Origin of the sequence: Alcanivorax sp. DG881 (assembly GCF_000155615.1) — a bacterium.
Taxonomy (GTDB): domain Bacteria; phylum Pseudomonadota; class Gammaproteobacteria; order Pseudomonadales; family Alcanivoracaceae; genus Alcanivorax.
The window spans coordinates 1,249,266-1,266,708 of sequence record NZ_DS989915.1; the positions used below are offsets into that span (position 1 = coordinate 1,249,266).

The following is a 17,443-nucleotide window of genomic DNA, read 5'->3' on the forward strand; positions in this document are numbered from 1 at the left end:
ATGAGTGATCTATTGCGTTGCGTTGAAATTGAACCATCAGCCCAAGCCACCGCCAGTGTGATCTGGCTACACGGCCTGGGCGCCAGCGGTCACGATTTTGAGCCCATCGTTCCCGAGCTTCAGCTGCCTGCTGACCTGGCCGTGCGGTTTATCTTTCCCCATGCCCCGCAGATCCCTGTGACCGTCAATGGCGGCATGGTCATGCCCGCCTGGTACGATATTCTCGCCATGGATATCGACCGCAAAGTGGACGAAGCCGGCGTTCTGGCCTCAGCGGACGCGGTAGATGCACTCATCAAGCAGGAAATCGCCCGCGGCATTCCCAGCGAACGCATCATTATTGCGGGTTTCTCACAAGGTGGCGCCGTTGCCTACCAGGCCGCCCTGCGCCACCCCCAACCCCTGGCCGGCCTGCTCACCCTGTCCACCTATATGGCCATGCCGGTGACCCCCAGCAACGCGAACGCCTCACTGCCGGTAATGATCTGCCATGGCAGCATGGACCCGATGGTGCCGGAGCAACTGGGCCAACGGGCAGCAGCCACCCTGACCGAACTGGGCTATAGCCCGCAGTACAAAAGCTACCCCATGGAGCACATGGTCTGCCTGGAACAGATTCGGGATATAGGGAAGTGGCTGACGGAACGCCTGAGGCCTGAGGCCTGAGGCCTGAGGCCTGACAGCGACGCTGAATGTCTGATTACGGCTACGCCTAATCGGACCTACTCGCCCTGGCGGTTTCACCCGACACTCTACGCTTTACCCTTTTTGACAATTCCTGCGCGTTTTTTGCACGTTCTCCCATCATACTGGTGCCAATACTCTTTCAAATAAGGGGAACCGTATGAAGACAACGTCAATATTGACCCTTACTACCCTGCTTGGTCTGAGTGTAGCCCCCACACTCGCCCAGGCCCGCCCGCCGTGGGAGGCAACCCAACAACACGACGATCCTGCACGTATTCAGCTTGTGGACAGTCGCCGTGATTACTCTGAATATCGCTACACTAGCCACGAGCGTGAAGCACTCCGTCAGCGCCTCAGCCACCGGGAGTTTGACTCCCTCCCTCCCGGGCTACAGAAGAAAGTGGCACGTGGCGGAAAATTACCACCGGGCTGGCAAAAAAAACTGCAGAAAGGCCAGCGCCTGCCCGATTCGCTCTACTACAACAGCCAGCGCTTACCCTCATATGACGGCATGCGTCACATCGATGGTGTCAGTGACGTGATTATTGATAACGAAGTGGTTCGAGTGATTGATGCAACCCAAACAATTCTTGATGTATTCGGAATTAACCGTTGATATAACGTCATCGCAAAGACCGCAGGCCCTGGCCAGGGCCTGCGGTTGCCACTTTCATTCAAAACCAGAAAAGCAGGCCTCTAGCTCTCTTCATAGAGAAACGTCAGCCCCCCCCTCGCTCCTCCCTCAAAGGCATACATACCGAGATAGCTGCAGCCTCTCAAACTGTGTGTTTTTGCGTCAGGCATCTGGCGTTGAGCGTTCGGCAAAGTCTGAAATCTTGGCGATAAGCCAATCAAACGCTTAGAGGCATCTTGTTCATTCCAATCCGCGAAGAACAAAAAAAGCCGCGCCCTTTCGGGGCGCGGCTTTTTCGTGTTGCCTGTCGCGTGATGCGTGTGGCCGTCTCTTACAACCAGTACACCGTGATAAACAGGAACAGCCACACCACGTCCACAAAGTGCCAGTACCAGGCACCCGCTTCCCAGGCGAAGTTATTCTTTTCATCAAAGTGCCCCTTGATCACACGCAGCAGGGTCACAAACAGGAAGATGGTACCGATGGTCACGTGTGCACCGTGGAAACCGGTGAGCAGGAAGAACAGGCTACCGTAGATACCCGCATCCAGGGTCAGACCCAGCTCGGTGTAAGCGTGGATGTATTCTTCCACCTGCAGGAACAGGAAGATGATCCCCAGCACCACCGTGGCTGCCTGGAAAGCGATCAGCGTGCCGCGCTTGCCTTCCAGCAAGGCGTGGTGAGCGATAGTCAGCGTGATTGACGACACCAGCAGGATAGCCGTGTTGATGGCCGGCAGCCCCCACGCGCCCATGGCCTGGGTCGTATCACCGGCCGGGGTCACGGTCAGCGGCCACATGGCCTGAAAGTTCGGCCACAGCAGCTCGTGGGTCATGGCGTTGCTGCCTTCCCCGGACAACCACGGCAGGATCAGCCAGCGGGTGTAGAACATGGCCCCAAAGAAGGCCGCAAAGAACATCACCTCGGAAAAGATGAACCACAACATGCCCTGACGGTAAGAACCGCCCAGCTGATTGCTGTGCAAACCACCAACGGATTCCTTGACGGTGTCACGCCACCACAGGGCGATCACTACCAGCAACCAGGTCAGGCCCAGGAAGAACAGAGGCTTGCCGAAGAAACTGGGCTCCATGTCCGCCATGGTGCTCTGCTGAATAAAGTTTGCACCGCCAATGGCGGTCATGAACAAACCGATGGACGCGGTCAACGGCCAGGGGCTGCTCTCGGGAACGTAATACTTTTCAGTAGCCATTAAAAAATCTCCTCTACAACCGGCTGTTCTAGTTAGCAGCCACGCTGTTGTTTTTACCGGCGACCCGCTCTGTCACATCGAAGATCGTATACGACAGAGTGAATTGGTTAATGTGACTGGGAATTTCCGGGTCCAGATAGAAAATCATCGGCATGTCTTTACGCTCACCCGCCAGCAACGTTTGCTGATCAAAACAGAAACACTGCGTCTTGTGCAGGTATCGAGCCGCTTCCCCCGGTGTTACCGACGGGATGCTCTGGGTAATCATGTCCGATGAAGTCGGGTTGCTTGCGAAAAAATGCACCAGCGTAATTTCCCCCGGATGCACCTTTACCCGCTTGGTCTCAGAGGTGAACTCCCCACTGATTCCGTCGCCCTTCTGGGTAATGAATTCCACTGTCACGGTACGGTCTGCCACCACAGTCTCAGGCGCTTGAGTGGCGGCCGTACTCGATGTTTTTCCATTCAGTCCGGTGACATCACAGATAACGTTATAAAAGGGCACCATGAGGAAGGCGAAGCCAAACATGGCCACCGCCCAAATCAACAGCTTTTTCAGCGTGCGCTTGTTGCGCTGTTCAACACTGAGCTGTTCGTCGCTCATGGTGCCCTCCGTCACTCTCTGTTACTTGACTATCTGTTACTTGACCACCGGCGGGGTGTCATAGGTGTGGAACGGCGCCGGTGACGGCACTTCCCATTCCAGACCTTCGGCACCTTCCCACGGCTTGGCCGGGGCTTTTTCGCCTTTCTTCATGGCACACAGCACGGTCACGGCCAGGAACAGCAGCTGTGACAGGCCGAACCAGAAGCCGCCAATGGAAATCCAGAAGTTGTAGTCCGCAAACTGCAGCGCGTAGTCAGCGTAACGACGCGGCATGCCGGCCAGGCCCACGAAGTGCATGGGGAAGAACAGCAGGTTGGCGGAAATCAGGGAGTTCCAGAAGTGCAGTTCACCCAGGGTCTTGTTGGGCATGATGCCGGACCACTTCGGCAGCCAGTAGTAGGCAGCAGCGAAGATGGAGAAGATCGCACCGGTGACCAGCACGTAGTGGAAATGCGCCACCACGAAGTAGGTGTCATGGTACTGGAAGTCCACCGGGGTAATCGCCAGCATCAGGCCGGACAGACCACCACAGGTGAACAGCACCACAAAGGCGATCGCCCACTTCATTGGCAGTTCGAAGGTCATGGACCCGCGCCACATGGTAGCGACCCAGTTGAACACCTTCACGCCGGTCGGCACGGAGATCAGCATGGTCATGTACATGAAGAACAGGGTACCGGCCAGCGGCATGCCCACGGTGAACATGTGGTGAGCCCAGACGACAAAGGACAGCAGCGCAATGGACGCGGTCGCGTACACCATGGAGGCGTAACCGAACAGCGGCTTGCGGGCAAAGGCCGGGATGATCGCTGACACGATACCGAAGCTCGGCAGGATCATGATGTACACCTCAGGGTGCCCGAAGAACCAGAACACGTGCTGGAACAGTACCGGGTCACCACCACCGGCGGCATCGAAGAAGCTGGTGCCGAAGTGACGATCCGTCAGCATCATGGTCACTGCACCGGCCAGAACCGGAATAACCGCTATCAGCAGGAAGGCAGTGATCAGCCAGGTCCATACGAACAGCGGCATCTTCATCAGGGTCATGCCCGGGGCACGCATGTTGAAGACGGTAACGACCACGTTGATGGCGCCCATGATGGAAGAAATACCCATCATGTGAACCGACAGAATGAACAGGTCAGTCGACGCCGGGCCGTACTTGGTCGACAGCGGCGCGTAGAAGGTCCAGCCAAAGTTCGGGGCGCTGGGGTTGCCGGCACCGAACGCGCTCATCACCACCGAACCAATCAGGATGGTGAAAGCGAAAGGCAGGATCCAGAAGGACCAGTTATTCATCCGCGGCAGCGCCATGTCCGGCGCACCGATCATCAAGGGAATCATCCAGTTGGCCAGGCCAACCGTGGCGGGCATCACCGCACCAAATACCATGACCAGACCGTGCACGGTGGTCATCTGGTTGAAGAACTCCGGATCCACGAACTGCATGCCGGGCTCGAGCAGCTCGGCACGAATTACCATGGCAAGGAAACCGCCGGACAGGAACATGGCGAAGCTGAACCACAGATACAGGGTACCGATATCTTTGTGGTTGGTGCTGAACAGCCAACGTTTCAGGCCGGTCGGGGCGTGGTGATGATCGTGATGATCATCATGGGTTGCAGCTGCAGTAGACATTGCTATCCCCTCCCTTATTCGTGGTCGTTAACGTCGGCGGGCTGAATCAGATCGCCGGTGTCGTTGCCGAAAGCATTACGCTCGTAGGTGATCACCGCCGCAATCTGGCGAGGTGTCAGCTGAGCCTTGAAGTTGGGCATGGCGGCACGGCCATTGACCAACACATCAATGTGCTCGTTCAGGTGCTCTTTCTTGGTAGCGAATTCCGTACCGGCAAACGCCAGGCCGATACCGCCTTCACCATTGGCACCGTGACACAGGGCACAAGCGCTGTCGTAAACCTGCTTGCCTTCTTCCATCGCCTGATCGATACCGGCAAACGGTGTCAGATCCGGGCCAGAGGCAGCTTTTTCTTTCTCTTCGGTAATCCAGGTCTTGAACTCGTCCTGGGTCACCACTTCTACAGCAATCGGCATGAAGGCGTGGTTCTTGCCACACAGTTCCGCACACTGGCCGTAGTAAGTGCCTTCCTTACCTTCCGGTACCAGCGCCCAGGTTTCATTGACGAACCCGGGGATTGCATCTTTCTTGCCGCCGAAATCCGGCACCCAGAAAGAGTGGATCACGTCATCGGAGGTCACCAGGAAACGCACTTTCTGGCCCGACGGAATGATCAGCTTGTTGTCCACTTCCAGGTTGTAGTTGTGGTCTTTCTCGGGAGCGTCCTTGCCGACCAGATCTTTCGCGGTGCCATAAGGGAACAGACCACCGGACAGAACCGGGTTGTTGTACTGTTCCGGCGGCGTGGCCAGGTTGGAGAAGAAAGACACACCAATATCGTTGTCGTCTTCGTACGTCAGGTACTCGTAACTCCACTTCCAGCGATAGCCAGTCACCTTCACCGTCAGTTCTGACTCAGCGGTATCGTCCAGCTGAACCAGTACGCGGGTGGCCGGCACGGCCATGGCGATCAGGATAACGAAGGGGATCACTGTCCACAGCACCTCGAAAAACACGTTTTCGTGGAAGGTGGAAGGATTCGGGTTCTTGGAACGGCGGTGGCGGATCATCGAGAACAGAATCAGGCCACAGACCAGAAGACCGATAACGGTCACGATCCAGAGAACGGTGGTGTGAAGATTTTGAACTTCCTGACTGACCTGGGTTACCCCCGGTCGCAGGTCGAGATCGGAACGTTCGGTCCAGTCGCTAGCGAAGGTCATGCCACTGATCATCAGTGACGTCAGACCCGCCGCCGCGCGGTGGAACAGAGTTGACTGCATGCGTTTGCTCCCTGTTTTCCCCAGCGCTACCCCGTTACAGGCACGCTTGTTCTTTGCCGTTACCGGCGCCTGGAAAGCGAGTTTCAGGATTGATGCGGCGAAACGGTCACCAGACCTTCCCCACTGACATCGACGACCAAGGGGGCGGCCGTTTAACGTGTCACATGGGAGGCAAAACCCAATAAAATCAAATAGCTATTTACCGCCATGCTGATTTCACTGAATTGCCGGAGGTGTGGCAAATTGTCCCACTGCATTTATGGGCGCCAACTCTAGTCATTCGCATGGCTAAAGTCCAGCCGAAACGTAGGGTTTATCAAGCCTTTCAGGCAGATACGAAAGCTGAACGCTATGCTACACTCCGCCTCTATTCCCCTACCCAGCGTCCCTTTCTGCCATGTCAAAACGCCGTCCCATTTACCGCGTCATATTCCAGAATCAGGGGCAAACCTACGAAGTTTATGCCTCCGAGATATACCAAAGTGATCTGCACGGCTTTATCGAGGTAGAGGAATTCCTGTTTGATGAGCGCAGCGGTGTGCTGGTGGATCCATCGGAAGAGAAGCTGAAGAGCGAGTTTTCAGGGGTTCTGCGGTCGTACATCCCCATGCATGCGGTTATTCGCATTGATGAGGTCGAAAAGGAAGGGGTCGGCAAGATCACGGAATCACGCACAGAGCCCCGCAACAGCAACGTTTCCCCTTTCCCCATGCCGCCAGGTCCGGGCAAATAGCCGCGCCTGTCTCTGCAAAAGCACTGCACCCCAAAAAAAGAAGGGCGCCGGTTAGACCGAGCGCCCAGAGGGTTGCCTGATGTTACTAAGAGGAGAAAACGTATTTTGCCTACTGAATTAGTCCGCGCACGAATGCAAAGGTTCCCGCGGGACTGAAAAAACCTTCCCGCTAGCGAGAAACATCCTGGGAGGCATGGTGACTGCCATGGAGAGGGCGACAGAAAGAGCGGCCAGCGGAAACGTCAGCGCGAGCACTGCGTGCCAGCAGCATTGCCTGCTCAGCCCGCGCAATCATGCGAACAAACAGAATCAGCGCAAACCGTGTCATCCATTCCATCGTCATTTCCTCTAATCGCCGTTCGACTTCTATCACCGCCTGATAACACCAGCGGCCGACAGAGCCCGCCCAAGAATCCAATAAAGGAAGCGGGGAAGTGCGTCCGTGCTCCCTGGCCATCCTTGCTGGCCCTTCTCCGCGCATCTCACTCAAGGCGAGTTACCGTATCAGAGGCGCCTTTTCCGTCTTCGTTCACCGACCGATCGCGTTTTTACCGCCCTTTTACAAGCAGCGCCCTGCCCTTTGCCAAGCCAGCCCCTATTCACCCTGGCGAGCAGGCGCTACCTCGCCAGCGTCAATCGGCTCGCCATACCGCAGGGTCGGGTTCACGTCGTGTGGCTGCACCCACCCCATATACATGCTGAGGATAATGAACAGAAACACCGCCACGGAAAAACCCACACGCCAGGCCAGCGCTCGCATGGTCTTGCCTTCCTTGCCCTGCCCCTTCACCAGCGACATGAGCGCACGCCCCAGAGAAATCACTGCCGCCAGCAGCAGAATGACTACAATCAGCTTTACCCACCACATACTCGTTATCTCCTTGAACGCATTACCAAGGCGTATAAACACACAGCCCGGATTCCCTGGATGAAAAGCCCGGCCAGCTATGTACAATGTGCCGCCATTACTGTGTGGACGATCCGGGATGATCTCAGGGCCGCCTTTATATGCGGCTATTGTAATGGCCGACTCCGCCAGTGCACGCACTATCTAGCCTGTGCTGGCCGTCCACAGATCGGACAAGCCAACCGTTTTGCTACGCTACTGCTGTCATGAGGGCAGACCGCCATGCCTCACACTCACCGCCGTGCCCCCTGGATCGCACTGATCGCCACCCTGATCGTGTCCGGAGTGTGCCTGCGACTGGCTTTCTGGCAGCTGGAGCGGGCCGACGAAAAGCGGCAGTGGCTCACCGAACAGAGTGAACGGGCCACCCTGCCACCGGCAGACCTGCCCACCCTGCAGGCCGCCGATGATCCCATGCACCGCCGCGCCTCCATTTCCGGCCACTTTGATAACGCCCATAACGTGTTGCTGGACAATCGCACCCTGAACGGCGTGGCTGGCTACCACCTGCTGACGCCGTTTGAAACCCGCAAAGGGCGCTGGGTACTGGTCAACCGGGGCTGGCTCCCCCGGGGCAACAACCGCGCCAATCTGCCCGCCATTGCCCCGATCACAGGAAGCCTGACCGTCACCGGCGCCGTATACCGCCCGTCCCGTGATGTTTTTGTGCTCAAGGACATGCCATTGCCCGACAATCAGTGGCCATTACGGGTTCAGAAAGTGGATTTTGACGCTATTGGCGAACAACTTGGGGTAGAATTAGCGCCCTTTGAAATCCGGGTCACCCCGGAAGTGGCGCTGGGCAACAACACACCGCTACCCCGGCACTGGCAGGACGTGACGGTGATGGGCCCGGAACGGCACAAGGCTTACGCATTGCAGTGGTTCGCACTGGCACTGGCCGCCCTGCTGATATATGTTGCCGCCGCACTCCGAAACTGGCGCAAAGCACGCAAGACGCGAGAGGAACGGTAGGGGCTGCTGAGGTTTCATTCTTACCTCTGTTGTGCCTGAAAATGCGCCAATCTAGGCGCGAGGAGAGAAGTTTGGTTGCTCCAAATGAACGACACGCAACAACGAGTGGCGCTTTTTCAGGCGCAACCCGTAGGGCTGGGCTCCTTTTGCCGCCCAGCTGCGTTGGCGGTCGCTCATATAGAAACACTATGCCACGCTCCCTTCGCCTTGCCGGGCGAAAAAATGAACTCCAGCAGAGGCAAGAATGAAACCTCAACAGCCCCTCATGTCTCCACGGACCAAGAGCAGGGTCACCTTATTAGCCATCGTTGCGCCCTTCGTCCTGTTTTTTCTGGCTGGACGCTACCTGATCGATGTCGAGGAGCTACCCAAGGTCAACAAGGGCCAATTGCTGGTTCCACACATCGACATGGCCGCCCTCAACGCCACTGACAGCAACCAGCAGCCCTACGACGGCAATGACATGAGCACTCAGTGGACCCTGCTCTATGTGGCCGGGGAGGACTGCGATACTCGCTGCAAGAACGGCCTCTATTATCAAGTACAGCAAGTGCGCCTGACCCTGGGCGAAGACATTCAGCGAGTGCGTCGGGTCATTTTGCATACCGCCCCGGCCGGCGCCGAGTTGCAGACGTTCCTCACCGACAAGGTGGATGGCATGGTTTCTATCCATGCGGCTCCCGCCGATGTCACCCAGGCCCTGGCCCCGGTGTATGCCCCCGAGACCAGCCAGCCCATTGGCGATATTTTTCTGGTCAGCCCGGACGGCCAGATATTCATGCGTTACCCCACGCACGAAAACATGGATGCCACCCTCGAAGAGGCGGAGAACATCCGCGTCGATCTCAAACGGACCCTAAAAGGGTCACTGATCGGTTAAGGCAGGCTCTTGATTATGCAAACCCCCACCGCATCGCAGCGCTGGCTGCGCCGTTTCTGTATTCTGGCTGTGCTGATGGCCGCCGGCGTAATCATTTTGGGCGCCTGGACCCGACTGTCCGATGCCGGCCTTGGCTGCCCGGACTGGCCCGGTTGCTACGGCCATCTGGACGTGCGCAAAGCCATCGCACACGTGGCCACCACCAACGAAACCACCCCCGGCGCATTGCGCGAAGCGCATAAGACCGTGCCGGAAATGGTGCACCGCTATTTCGCCTCCACCCTGGGGCTGGTGATTATCATCATCGCCGCGCTGTCCTTTGTTAACCGCAAGCGGGAAAAGCAGCCGCTGAAGCTGCCTTTATTCCTGGTGGCACTGGTTATCTTCCAGGGCATTCTCGGCATGTGGACGGTGACCATGGGGCTGCAGCCCACTATCGTGATGCTGCACTTACTCGGCGGTTTTACCACCTTCACCCTGCTGGTTCTGCTCACCGCCCGGGTGTTCCGTTGGCCCAGCTTCCTCAATGACTGTGATGTGCTGACCCTCAAGCCGCTGGCATCGATGACCCTGGCCGCCGTTATCCTGCAAATCGCCCTGGGCGGCTGGACCGCCAGCAACTATGCCGCCGTGGCCTGCACCGACCTGCCGGTGTGCGAAGAAGGCTGGCAGGATCGACTGGATTTCAAGGAAGCCTTTATTTTCTGGGGCCACGAACACGACAAGCCCGACTACGAGTACGGCGTCCTCGACAACGACGCGCGCACCACCATTCACGTGATGCACCGCTTCGGCGCCCTGGTGGTCACCCTGCTGATGCTGCTGTTGGTGGGCAAGATTCTGCTGCGTGCCCGCAGTGTGTTCTTCCGCAATTTCGCACTGGTGATGCTTGGCATCCTCAGCCTGCAGATCGGCCTTGGCCTGAGTAATGTGATGTTTGCGGTGCCGCTGGATGTGGCCGTGGCCCACAACTTCGTCGCAGTGATACTGTTGGCCAGCCTGGTGCTGTTCATCCGCGCCATTAACGTGAAATGCGGCAAGCGCCAGCCCCCCAAACAGCAAGGAGCCCCGTCATGAGTGAGTCTGCCCACTGGCGCGACTATCTCGCCCTCACCAAACCCGGCGTGGTCATGCTGCTCATGGTCACCGCAGTGGCCGGCATGTTCCTGGCCACCGAGCCGGCCGGCATGGTGCCGCTGGGCACCTTCATCCCTGCGTTTGTGGGGCTGTCTCTGGCCATGATGGCCTCCGCCGCCATTAACCAGATCATGGATCAGAAAATCGACGCCATCATGAAGCGCACCGAAAAGCGCCCGCTGGTGGCCGGCAAGCTGACCCCGAAAGCGGCCATCACCTTTGCGGTGCTGCTGGCGGCGGCCTCCATGATCATGCTGTACTTCCTGGTGAACCCGATCACCGCCTGGCTGACCCTGTTCGGCTTTGTCGGCTACGCCTTTATTTATACGCTCTATCTGAAACGCGCTACGCCACAGAACATCGTGATTGGTGGCATTGCTGGCGCCATTCCGCCCCTATTGGGCTGGACCGCCGTCACCGGCGAAGCGCACCCCTATGCCTGGCTGCTGGTGCTGATCATCTTCGTCTGGACGCCACCGCACTTCTGGGCCCTGGCCATTCACCGTCGCGACGAGTACGCCAAGGCCGACATTCCCATGCTGCCGGTGACCCACGGTATCCCGTTTACCCGCGAGTCGGTGCTGTACTACACCATCCTGCTGTTTATCTGCACCCTGTTGCCGTATCTCACCGGCATGAGCGACCTGATCTACTTGCTCAGCGCCCTGATTCTCGGCCTGGTGTTTCTTTACCACGCGGTGCGGCTGCGCTTTTCCGAAGACCCGAAGCTGCCGATGAAAACCTTCGGCTATTCGATCACCTATCTGTTCGCCCTGTTTACCGCTTTGCTGGTGGATCATTATCTGCCTGTGACGCCGCAGACCGTGGCCGGGTGGCTGGGGGCATAAGAAAGACGTTTCGAGGTACGAGTTTCGAGTTGCGAAAGTCAAAAGGCACTAGCGCATCTGGTTTTCGAAACTCGTTACTCGCACCTCGCGACAAACCTTCACGATCTGAACCAGCGGTGCAATACTCTCCTTAACGGCCAAAAAAAGGGAGAGAAACATGGCAACCCGCAGCATGGATGACTGGCTCAACGCTTACGGCGAGAGTCACCAGAACCCCACCAACAAGAAAGTGCATTTTGTCTGTGTGCCGGTGATCTTCTTCACCATCATCGGCTTTCTCTGGGCCATCCCGGCACCCTTTTTTACCAGCTTCTGGGCCTGCCTGGCGCTGGTCTTCGTGTCCCTCTACTACGCCCGCCTGTCCCTGCCCATCGCTGCAGGCATGCTGGTATTCAGCCTGCTCTGCCTGGCCGGCCTCAGCCTGATCGCCTCCGCCGGCATCAGTGTCTGGCTGTTTTCGCTGGTAGTCTTCATTCTCGCCTGGATTGGCCAGTTCTGGGGACACAAGGTAGAGGGCCAGAAACCCTCCTTCTTTGAAGACATCCAGTACCTGATGATCGGCCCGGCCTGGATCATGGGTTTTCTGTATCGCAAATGGGGCATCAAGTACTAAAGACGCGAGTGACGAGTCACGAGTCACGAACTTCAAAAGCCGAAAAGATTGCTTTACTACAGAGACACAGAGCTCATAGCCTTTCGAAACTCGTGACTCGCAACTCGCCCCCCCCTGACGATTCGCTTGCAAGCAAGCGCCTACAACGGTTTCATGCGCCCCCCTCCTTCCCACTCTACGACTTTTGCAGTAGTTTATAGGCCTACAACAACACCGCTTGGGGAAGGATCACCTGCATGGGCACTCTGATTTTTTTCGGCATCATCATTGCCGTCATTATTTACATCATTGCCGTCTACAACCGGCTTATCGCCCTGAAGAACCGCTTCAAGAACGGCTTCGCCCAGATTGATGTGCAACTGCAGCGCCGTCACGACCTGATTCCCAATCTGGTGGAAACCGCCAAAGGCTACATGAGCCACGAGAAAGAGACGCTCACCCAGGTGATCGAGGCCCGCAACCAGGCCGTTAGCGCCAAACAGGCCGCCGCCGCCCACCCGGACGACGCCAGCGCCGTGACGCAACTTGGCAAGGCGGAATCCCTGTTGTCCGGCTCACTGGCCAACTTCTTTGCGCTCAGCGAAAACTACCCGGACCTGAAAGCCAACGACACCATGGCCCAGCTGATGGAAGAACTGAGCAGCACGGAAAACCGCATCGGCTTTGCCCGCCAGGCATTCAATGACGCCGTCATGAACTACAACACCTACCGCGAACAATTCCCGCAGAACTTCATTGGCGGGTTATTCGGCAGCTTTAGCGAAGCCAAACTGCTGCAAATCGAAAGTGAGCAGGCACGCAAGGCCGTGAACGTCAGCTTCTAACCCGGCCTCCCCATGGATTTTTTCCAACACCAGGAACGGGCCCGGCGTAAAACCGGGCTTTTGGTTCTGTATTTCATTCTTGCGGTCATCGCTATTGTGGTGTGCGTGAATCTGGCGGTATTGCTGACGCTCTTCTGGGGCGATTTTCAGTCAGTCTCGCCCAGCCAGTGGTTTAGCCACCCTTTCATCCACTGGATTACCGGGCTCACCCTCGCCGTGATGGTGTTTGGCTGCCTGCTAAAACTCTGGCAACTGCGCAAGGGTGGCCAGGGGCTGGCCGAGATGCTCGGCGCACGCCATATCACCATGGACAGCACCGCCACTCGGGAAAAGCAGCTGATCAATGTGGTCGAGGAAATGAGCATCGCCTCGGGCATTCCCGCCCCCCAGCTCTATGTACTGGACAAGGAAACCGCCATTAACGCTTTCGTGGCTGGTTTTCGGCCCTCGGAAACCGTACTCGTGGTCACCCAGGGCACACTCAATGAACTGAATCGGGATGAATTGCAGGGCGTCATCGCCCATGAATTCAGCCATATTTTCAACGCCGACATGCGCCTTAATCTGCGTTTGCTAGCCGTATTGGCGGGCATTCTCGCGCTGGGCAAGGTAGGTGAGTACCTGATTCGCGGGCAACGCCGCTCCTCCTTCAGCCGTTCATCATCCAACCGCAAGGGCGGTGGCGGGCTGGTGTTTGCCGGCCTGGCCCTGATGGTGATCGGCTATGTGGGCCTGTTCTTCGGTCGCCTGATCAAGGCCGCCATTTCCCGGCAACGGGAACTGCTGGCCGACGCCTCCGCCGTGCAGTTCACCCGCAACCCGGCCGGGCTCGGCGGCGCGCTGATCAAAATCCGCAACGGCAACGGTTCCCACCTGGCCACGCCCCACGCGGAAGACATGAGTCACATGTGCTTCGGGGAGACACTGCACTTTCGTCTGCGCAACCTGCTGGGAACCCACCCACCACTGGACGAGCGCCTGTCCGCCATAGGCAGTGACTGGGTGGCCCGTGCCCGCAGCCGCGCCCGGGACACGGGGAGTGGCCCGGCGAGCCCAGCAACATCAGGCCCTGCTGCGCCACAGGGCGCCGCCGCCTTTGCCGGTGGCAGCACGGTACCAGAAGGCGCTAAATCGCCCGAGGCACCCACGCCGTCATCCGCCCCTTCACAGCGGGTCGGTACCGTCAGCGAACCGGATATGGGCTATGCCCGCAGCCTGCTGGAGGCTATTCCCGAGGACCTTCGGCGCCAGATACGCTCTCCCCAATCGGCGGAAAGCGTGCTCTACGCCTTGATCCTCAGCACCTCCACCAGCGACACCGAATCGCTTCTGGATGCACTGAACGTCAGCGATCAACGCCAAGCCCTGGTGACCTTAAGCGAGACAATCAGGGCACTGGGATCACGCCTGCGTCTGCCGCTCATTGATCTGGCCTTGCCGGTTCTCAAACCGTTGCCCGCCGATAACCGTGCCCGCATCCTGTCGCACCTGACGGCACTGATTGAAGTCGATAACCGCTACACCTTTTTCGAATGGGCGCTGGTGGGGCTCGCCCACCAGCAACTGGGCGAGCAATCCGGCAAGAACCGGCGCACCCGTTTCCGCCGCTACGGCGCCCTGGCTGCAGAGCTGCAACTGCTGTTTTCCGTGTTGACCTGGGCCAGTGGCGCCGAAAATGAAGAGGCCCGGACACTGTTTCAGCGCAGTACCCATGGACTGCTGCCCGCCGGCCGCACCTTGCTGCCCCTGACTCACTGCGGCAGCCACAAGCTCGGCCATGCCATGGACCGGCTGGCCGACCTGTCCCCCCTACTCAAGGGGCCGGTCATTGATGCCGCCGCCGACCTGGTGCTGGCCGACGGCAAGGTGCAGGTGCAGGAAGCCGAACTGCTACGAACCATCGCCGCCCTGCTCGAGTGCCCGCTACCTCCGCTGTTCGCCAGCTGAGCCTCGCCGGTCTACAGTGACCCTCGCCAGGGTCCATTACCCCTGATAGCCCCCAACAAGCGCCACCGCGTGTGGGACGGCGGGCGCTTCTATTATGCAAAACACTGAATTGGCTTCAAATTGTCAGTTTTAGCTTACAATCATCAGAGCGACTTCCCCATGCATTGGCACGGAAGTACGGGCAGAATACGAACATCTCCGAAACACTGCCGTTGATCGGCAGGAATGTGATCAACATCACACTTTCACGGACGATCAACCTCATGGGACGAGGACGAGACAATGAAATTCAGTAAAGCAAGCACCCGCAATACCTGGGAATTTGTGGCCCACGCCACCGAACAGGTCCGCAATGGTAGCCTGGACCCGGCACTGTCCGCCTGGGTCAACGCGCAAGGCTTTGCGCTGGATGAAACCGTCTTTTCCTCCGTATGCCGCTTTGATGACGGCATCTACACCGGCACCCTGGTGGACCACCGCGGCCATGCCTGGGAATTCTTTGCCGACCTGAACGACCCGCAGAACTGCGACCTGGAAGACGTGACAGACACCCTGGGCCCGAAATCCCCGGATCATCCCCAGGCAGATCTCTGTGACAAGGTCACCATGGCGCTGCTGTACCAGCGTGAACAGCAGCTGGCCGCCTGACCCAGGCGGCCGATTCCCGGCGTTATAGGCCGTCGCGCCGAAAGGGCAGCAACGTTCGCGCTTCGTCCTGATAGCGCAGCACATGCCGCGCCTCTTCCTCACAGAAATCCCCGATCGCCCGCTGAAACGCAGGTTCGCGCAAATGGTGCATTGACCAGGTAATCACCGGCTCGAAGCCACGCAGAATCTTGTGCTCACCCTGCACGCCCGGATCAAATTCCTGCAACTGCTGCTCAATGGCAAACTCGATGCCCTGGTAGTAACACATCTCGAAATGCAGGCAATCACGCTCCTGCAGACAGCCCCAGTACCGGCCGTAAAGCTGGGTATCGTCGAAGAAATACAGGGCCGCCGCGATTGGGGCCTGAGTGTTGTCATCCCGGGCGAGGACCATCATCAGCTGCTCCCCTTGCTGCTCTGCCACCGTCGCGAAAAAGGCCTCGTTCAGGTACGGCATCTGCCCGCGCTTGAGATAGGTGCTGGCATAGCAACGGTAGAACAAGGCCCAGTCATCCGGCTGGATTTCAGCCCCCCGGCGCCGTTCGACCTGGATACCCTGCTCCTGAATTCGCCGCCGCTCCTTGCGTAAATTCTTGCGCTTACGGGACTGAAACCGGGCCAGAAACCCTTCGAAATCGGCATAGTCACGATTGAACCAGCGAAAATGGCAGGCCTGACGGGACACCAGCGGCAGCTCTGCCAGCGTCTCGCGGCTGGCCAGGTCCGGGAACAGCAGATGCCAGCCGCTGGCCTGCTGCTCTGCCATTTGCTCGCTCACTGCCTGCCAAAGCGCGTCCGGGCTCCAGTCGCCCAGCCAGCGAGGCCCCACGACCGGCGTGAACGGTACCGAGGTCACCAGTTTGGGGTAATAAGCCAGCCCATGGCGTTGATAGGCGTCCGCCCAGCTGAAATCGAATACGTACTCGCCACGGGAATGATCGCGCCCGTACAGGGGCAGCCACGCCCCTTCACGCTCCACATGGCAGGGCGACCAGCCGGTCTCAGGGGTGGTGGCGCCGCACTGCTGCAACGCCTGAAAAAAAGCCGGGTTCAGGAATGGATATGACGTCAAAATGACTCCAACATGAGTTTCACCGCCAGCTTGGGTACAATGCCCGGGTTGTGTGGCGCCTGACAGTCATTACCGGCAAGCCCTGCCAACAAAAAGGGCGACGGTAACGGGGGTTTTACCCGGGCACGTTAACCGCGCAATACCGCCTCGTCATCTGGCGGTTTTTATCCTTACTTTTATCACTCATTGCTTAAACAAGGTAACGTCAATTCCATGAATGTCTCTAAATCGCTGACTATTTTTTACGTCATCGTCACCCTGTTGCTGGCCATCCCTGGCGCCTGGCTTCTGTTTGCGCCGGAAATGGCCCTGGTGACCATCCACGAAAACCTGGCCATGATTCAGGTTTCCAACATCCACAGTCAACAAACCGGCCTGGGCCTGTTGCTGGCTGCTGCCGTGAACCTGGTCTGTCTGCTTGGCGGGCGCCAGCGGCTGCCGCTGCATGTGGCGGTGTTCTTCTACCTGGCCGGCCTGGTAGCCAGCCATGGCAATACCGTTTTCACCCACCAGGCGTGGCTGTGGATTCCGGTCCTCGCCTACCTGCTGCCGCTGATTCCCTTCAGCAAGCTGGTGCCAGCCAACCTGCCCCGGCCCTCTTTGCCCGGCAAAAATGGTCAGCAGCGTGGTGAAGTGAAGTGGTTCAACCCCAACAAGGGCTTTGGCTTCATTCTTACTGACAGCGGCGAAGAACTGTTCGTGCACTTCAAAGCCGTACAGAACGGTGGCCGTCGCAGCCTGCGCACCGGCACCAAGGTGCGTTTTGATACCCGCATGTCCGACCGTGGGGAACAGGCCGATAACGTTTATATCGAGCAATAAAGCAACATAAGTCGCATCACGGCACGCAACGG

At 58.2% G+C, this 17,443-nt stretch carries 19 protein-coding genes; 12 read left to right on the forward strand and 7 right to left on the reverse strand.

The window, feature by feature from the left end:
• Positions 1 to 666 carry an alpha/beta hydrolase gene (locus tag ADG881_RS05580; protein WP_007149343.1) on the forward strand — a complete coding sequence of 222 codons (666 nt, stop codon included), beginning with the start codon at positions 1 to 3 and terminating at the stop codon, positions 664 to 666.
• 178 nt (positions 667 to 844) lie between these two features.
• The gene (locus ADG881_RS05585) at positions 845 to 1,303 is read left to right on the forward strand and encodes a hypothetical protein (RefSeq protein ID WP_083787461.1); all 459 of its coding nucleotides are present in this window, start codon (positions 845 to 847) and stop codon (positions 1,301 to 1,303) included.
• 349 nt (positions 1,304 to 1,652) lie between these two features.
• On the opposite strand, the gene ADG881_RS05590 is transcribed toward ADG881_RS05585, so the two are convergent.
• From ADG881_RS05590 to coxB, 4 genes are read right to left on the reverse strand one after another with little or no spacing between them, the layout of a single operon-like run.
• Complete coding sequence (locus tag ADG881_RS05590; RefSeq protein WP_007149881.1) at positions 1,653 to 2,534, reverse strand: cytochrome c oxidase subunit 3; 882 nt, start codon at positions 2,532 to 2,534, stop codon at positions 1,653 to 1,655.
• A gap of 28 nt (positions 2,535 to 2,562) precedes the next feature.
• Positions 2,563 to 3,138 carry a cytochrome c oxidase assembly protein gene (locus tag ADG881_RS05595; protein ID WP_007148909.1) on the reverse strand — a complete coding sequence of 192 codons (576 nt, stop codon included), beginning with the start codon at positions 3,136 to 3,138 and terminating at the stop codon, positions 2,563 to 2,565.
• A 36-nt stretch (positions 3,139 to 3,174) separates the two neighbouring features.
• Positions 3,175 to 4,782, reverse strand: coding sequence for a cytochrome c oxidase subunit I (gene ctaD / locus ADG881_RS05600; RefSeq protein ID WP_007150287.1), 1,608 nt, complete (start codon positions 4,780 to 4,782; stop codon positions 3,175 to 3,177).
• Positions 4,783 to 4,796: 14 nt separating this feature from the next.
• On the reverse strand, positions 4,797 to 6,005 hold the full coding sequence (coxB, locus tag ADG881_RS05605; protein ID WP_039926296.1) for a cytochrome c oxidase subunit II: 1,209 nt from the start codon (positions 6,003 to 6,005) through the stop codon (positions 4,797 to 4,799).
• A 397-nt stretch (positions 6,006 to 6,402) separates the two neighbouring features.
• Here coxB and ADG881_RS05610 point away from each other — a divergent pair, with 397 nt between their 5' ends.
• Entirely contained in the window at positions 6,403 to 6,738 is a 336-nt protein-coding gene (locus ADG881_RS05610) for a DUF1820 family protein (protein WP_007149300.1), read from the forward strand.
• A gap of 169 nt (positions 6,739 to 6,907) precedes the next feature.
• Here ADG881_RS05610 and ADG881_RS17505 read toward each other — a convergent pair whose 3' ends face one another.
• Together ADG881_RS17505 and ADG881_RS05615 are read right to left on the reverse strand one after the other, a co-directional pair.
• On the reverse strand, positions 6,908 to 7,075 hold the full coding sequence (locus ADG881_RS17505) for a hypothetical protein (RefSeq protein WP_007150997.1): 168 nt from the start codon (positions 7,073 to 7,075) through the stop codon (positions 6,908 to 6,910).
• A gap of 258 nt (positions 7,076 to 7,333) precedes the next feature.
• Entirely contained in the window at positions 7,334 to 7,606 is a 273-nt protein-coding gene (locus ADG881_RS05615; RefSeq protein WP_007151124.1) for a twin transmembrane helix small protein, read from the reverse strand.
• A gap of 261 nt (positions 7,607 to 7,867) precedes the next feature.
• Between ADG881_RS05615 and ADG881_RS05620 the strand changes: the two genes are divergently transcribed.
• The 8 genes from ADG881_RS05620 to ADG881_RS05655 all read left to right on the forward strand — a co-directional run bounded on the left by ADG881_RS05620 (position 7,868) and on the right by ADG881_RS05655 (position 15,517).
• On the forward strand, positions 7,868 to 8,620 hold the full coding sequence (locus ADG881_RS05620) for an SURF1 family protein (protein WP_007148351.1): 753 nt from the start codon (positions 7,868 to 7,870) through the stop codon (positions 8,618 to 8,620).
• A 244-nt stretch (positions 8,621 to 8,864) separates the two neighbouring features.
• Entirely contained in the window at positions 8,865 to 9,500 is a 636-nt protein-coding gene (locus ADG881_RS05625) for a hypothetical protein (protein ID WP_232211692.1), read from the forward strand.
• A gap of 15 nt (positions 9,501 to 9,515) precedes the next feature.
• Positions 9,516 to 10,577, forward strand: coding sequence for a heme A synthase (locus ADG881_RS05630; RefSeq protein WP_007148383.1), 1,062 nt, complete (start codon positions 9,516 to 9,518; stop codon positions 10,575 to 10,577).
• Positions 10,574 to 11,485, forward strand: coding sequence for a heme o synthase (gene cyoE / locus ADG881_RS05635; protein WP_007149599.1), 912 nt, complete (start codon positions 10,574 to 10,576; stop codon positions 11,483 to 11,485). Before ADG881_RS05630 ends, cyoE begins: the two co-directional genes overlap by 4 nt.
• A 157-nt stretch (positions 11,486 to 11,642) precedes the next feature.
• Positions 11,643 to 12,098: a DUF962 domain-containing protein gene (locus tag ADG881_RS05640; protein ID WP_007150441.1), complete on the forward strand. Its 456-nt coding sequence runs from the start codon at positions 11,643 to 11,645 to the stop codon at positions 12,096 to 12,098.
• 236 nt (positions 12,099 to 12,334) lie between these two features.
• A complete protein-coding gene (locus ADG881_RS05645; protein WP_007148825.1) occupies positions 12,335 to 12,922 on the forward strand; it encodes a LemA family protein in 588 nt (195 codons plus the stop codon).
• A 12-nt stretch (positions 12,923 to 12,934) separates the two neighbouring features.
• Positions 12,935 to 14,869 (forward strand): M48 family metallopeptidase, encoded by a 1,935-nt coding sequence (locus ADG881_RS05650; protein ID WP_007148628.1) that lies wholly within the window; start codon positions 12,935 to 12,937, stop codon positions 14,867 to 14,869.
• Positions 14,870 to 15,151: 282 nt separating this feature from the next.
• Positions 15,152 to 15,517 (forward strand): hypothetical protein, encoded by a 366-nt coding sequence (locus tag ADG881_RS05655; protein ID WP_007150409.1) that lies wholly within the window; start codon positions 15,152 to 15,154, stop codon positions 15,515 to 15,517.
• Positions 15,518 to 15,539: 22 nt separating this feature from the next.
• Here ADG881_RS05655 and ADG881_RS05660 read toward each other — a convergent pair whose 3' ends face one another.
• Positions 15,540 to 16,589 carry a GNAT family N-acetyltransferase gene (locus ADG881_RS05660; protein ID WP_007149476.1) on the reverse strand — a complete coding sequence of 350 codons (1,050 nt, stop codon included), beginning with the start codon at positions 16,587 to 16,589 and terminating at the stop codon, positions 15,540 to 15,542.
• 213 nt (positions 16,590 to 16,802) lie between these two features.
• Between ADG881_RS05660 and ADG881_RS17830 the strand changes: the two genes are divergently transcribed.
• The gene (locus tag ADG881_RS17830) at positions 16,803 to 17,411 is read left to right on the forward strand and encodes a cold-shock protein (protein WP_007150727.1); all 609 of its coding nucleotides are present in this window, start codon (positions 16,803 to 16,805) and stop codon (positions 17,409 to 17,411) included.
• Positions 17,412 to 17,443 lie beyond the last annotated feature (32 nt).

What these genes read in the sequence shown, in the direction of transcription:
- ctaD (WP_007150287.1), bottom strand. Translation starts at nt 4,782, where the DNA reads ATGTCTACTGCAGCTGCAACCCATGATGATCATCACGATCATCACCAC.
- ADG881_RS05625 (WP_232211692.1), top strand. Translation starts at nt 8,865, where the DNA reads ATGAAACCTCAACAGCCCCTCATGTCTCCACGGACCAAGAGCAGGGTC.
- ADG881_RS05620 (WP_007148351.1), top strand. Translation starts at nt 7,868, where the DNA reads ATGCCTCACACTCACCGCCGTGCCCCCTGGATCGCACTGATCGCCACC.
- ADG881_RS05595 (WP_007148909.1), bottom strand. Translation starts at nt 3,138, where the DNA reads ATGAGCGACGAACAGCTCAGTGTTGAACAGCGCAACAAGCGCACGCTG.
- ADG881_RS05580 (WP_007149343.1), top strand. Translation starts at nt 1, where the DNA reads ATGAGTGATCTATTGCGTTGCGTTGAAATTGAACCATCAGCCCAAGCC.
- ADG881_RS05640 (WP_007150441.1), top strand. Translation starts at nt 11,643, where the DNA reads ATGGCAACCCGCAGCATGGATGACTGGCTCAACGCTTACGGCGAGAGT.
- cyoE (WP_007149599.1), top strand. Translation starts at nt 10,574, where the DNA reads ATGAGTGAGTCTGCCCACTGGCGCGACTATCTCGCCCTCACCAAACCC.
- ADG881_RS05615 (WP_007151124.1), bottom strand. Translation starts at nt 7,606, where the DNA reads ATGTGGTGGGTAAAGCTGATTGTAGTCATTCTGCTGCTGGCGGCAGTG.
- ADG881_RS17505 (WP_007150997.1), bottom strand. Translation starts at nt 7,075, where the DNA reads ATGGAATGGATGACACGGTTTGCGCTGATTCTGTTTGTTCGCATGATT.
- ADG881_RS05645 (WP_007148825.1), top strand. Translation starts at nt 12,335, where the DNA reads ATGGGCACTCTGATTTTTTTCGGCATCATCATTGCCGTCATTATTTAC.
- ADG881_RS05610 (WP_007149300.1), top strand. Translation starts at nt 6,403, where the DNA reads ATGTCAAAACGCCGTCCCATTTACCGCGTCATATTCCAGAATCAGGGG.
- coxB (WP_039926296.1), bottom strand. Translation starts at nt 6,005, where the DNA reads ATGCAGTCAACTCTGTTCCACCGCGCGGCGGCGGGTCTGACGTCACTG.
- ADG881_RS05590 (WP_007149881.1), bottom strand. Translation starts at nt 2,534, where the DNA reads ATGGCTACTGAAAAGTATTACGTTCCCGAGAGCAGCCCCTGGCCGTTG.
- ADG881_RS05630 (WP_007148383.1), top strand. Translation starts at nt 9,516, where the DNA reads ATGCAAACCCCCACCGCATCGCAGCGCTGGCTGCGCCGTTTCTGTATT.
- ADG881_RS17830 (WP_007150727.1), top strand. Translation starts at nt 16,803, where the DNA reads ATGAATGTCTCTAAATCGCTGACTATTTTTTACGTCATCGTCACCCTG.
- ADG881_RS05585 (WP_083787461.1), top strand. Translation starts at nt 845, where the DNA reads ATGAAGACAACGTCAATATTGACCCTTACTACCCTGCTTGGTCTGAGT.
- ADG881_RS05650 (WP_007148628.1), top strand. Translation starts at nt 12,935, where the DNA reads ATGGATTTTTTCCAACACCAGGAACGGGCCCGGCGTAAAACCGGGCTT.
- ADG881_RS05655 (WP_007150409.1), top strand. Translation starts at nt 15,152, where the DNA reads ATGAAATTCAGTAAAGCAAGCACCCGCAATACCTGGGAATTTGTGGCC.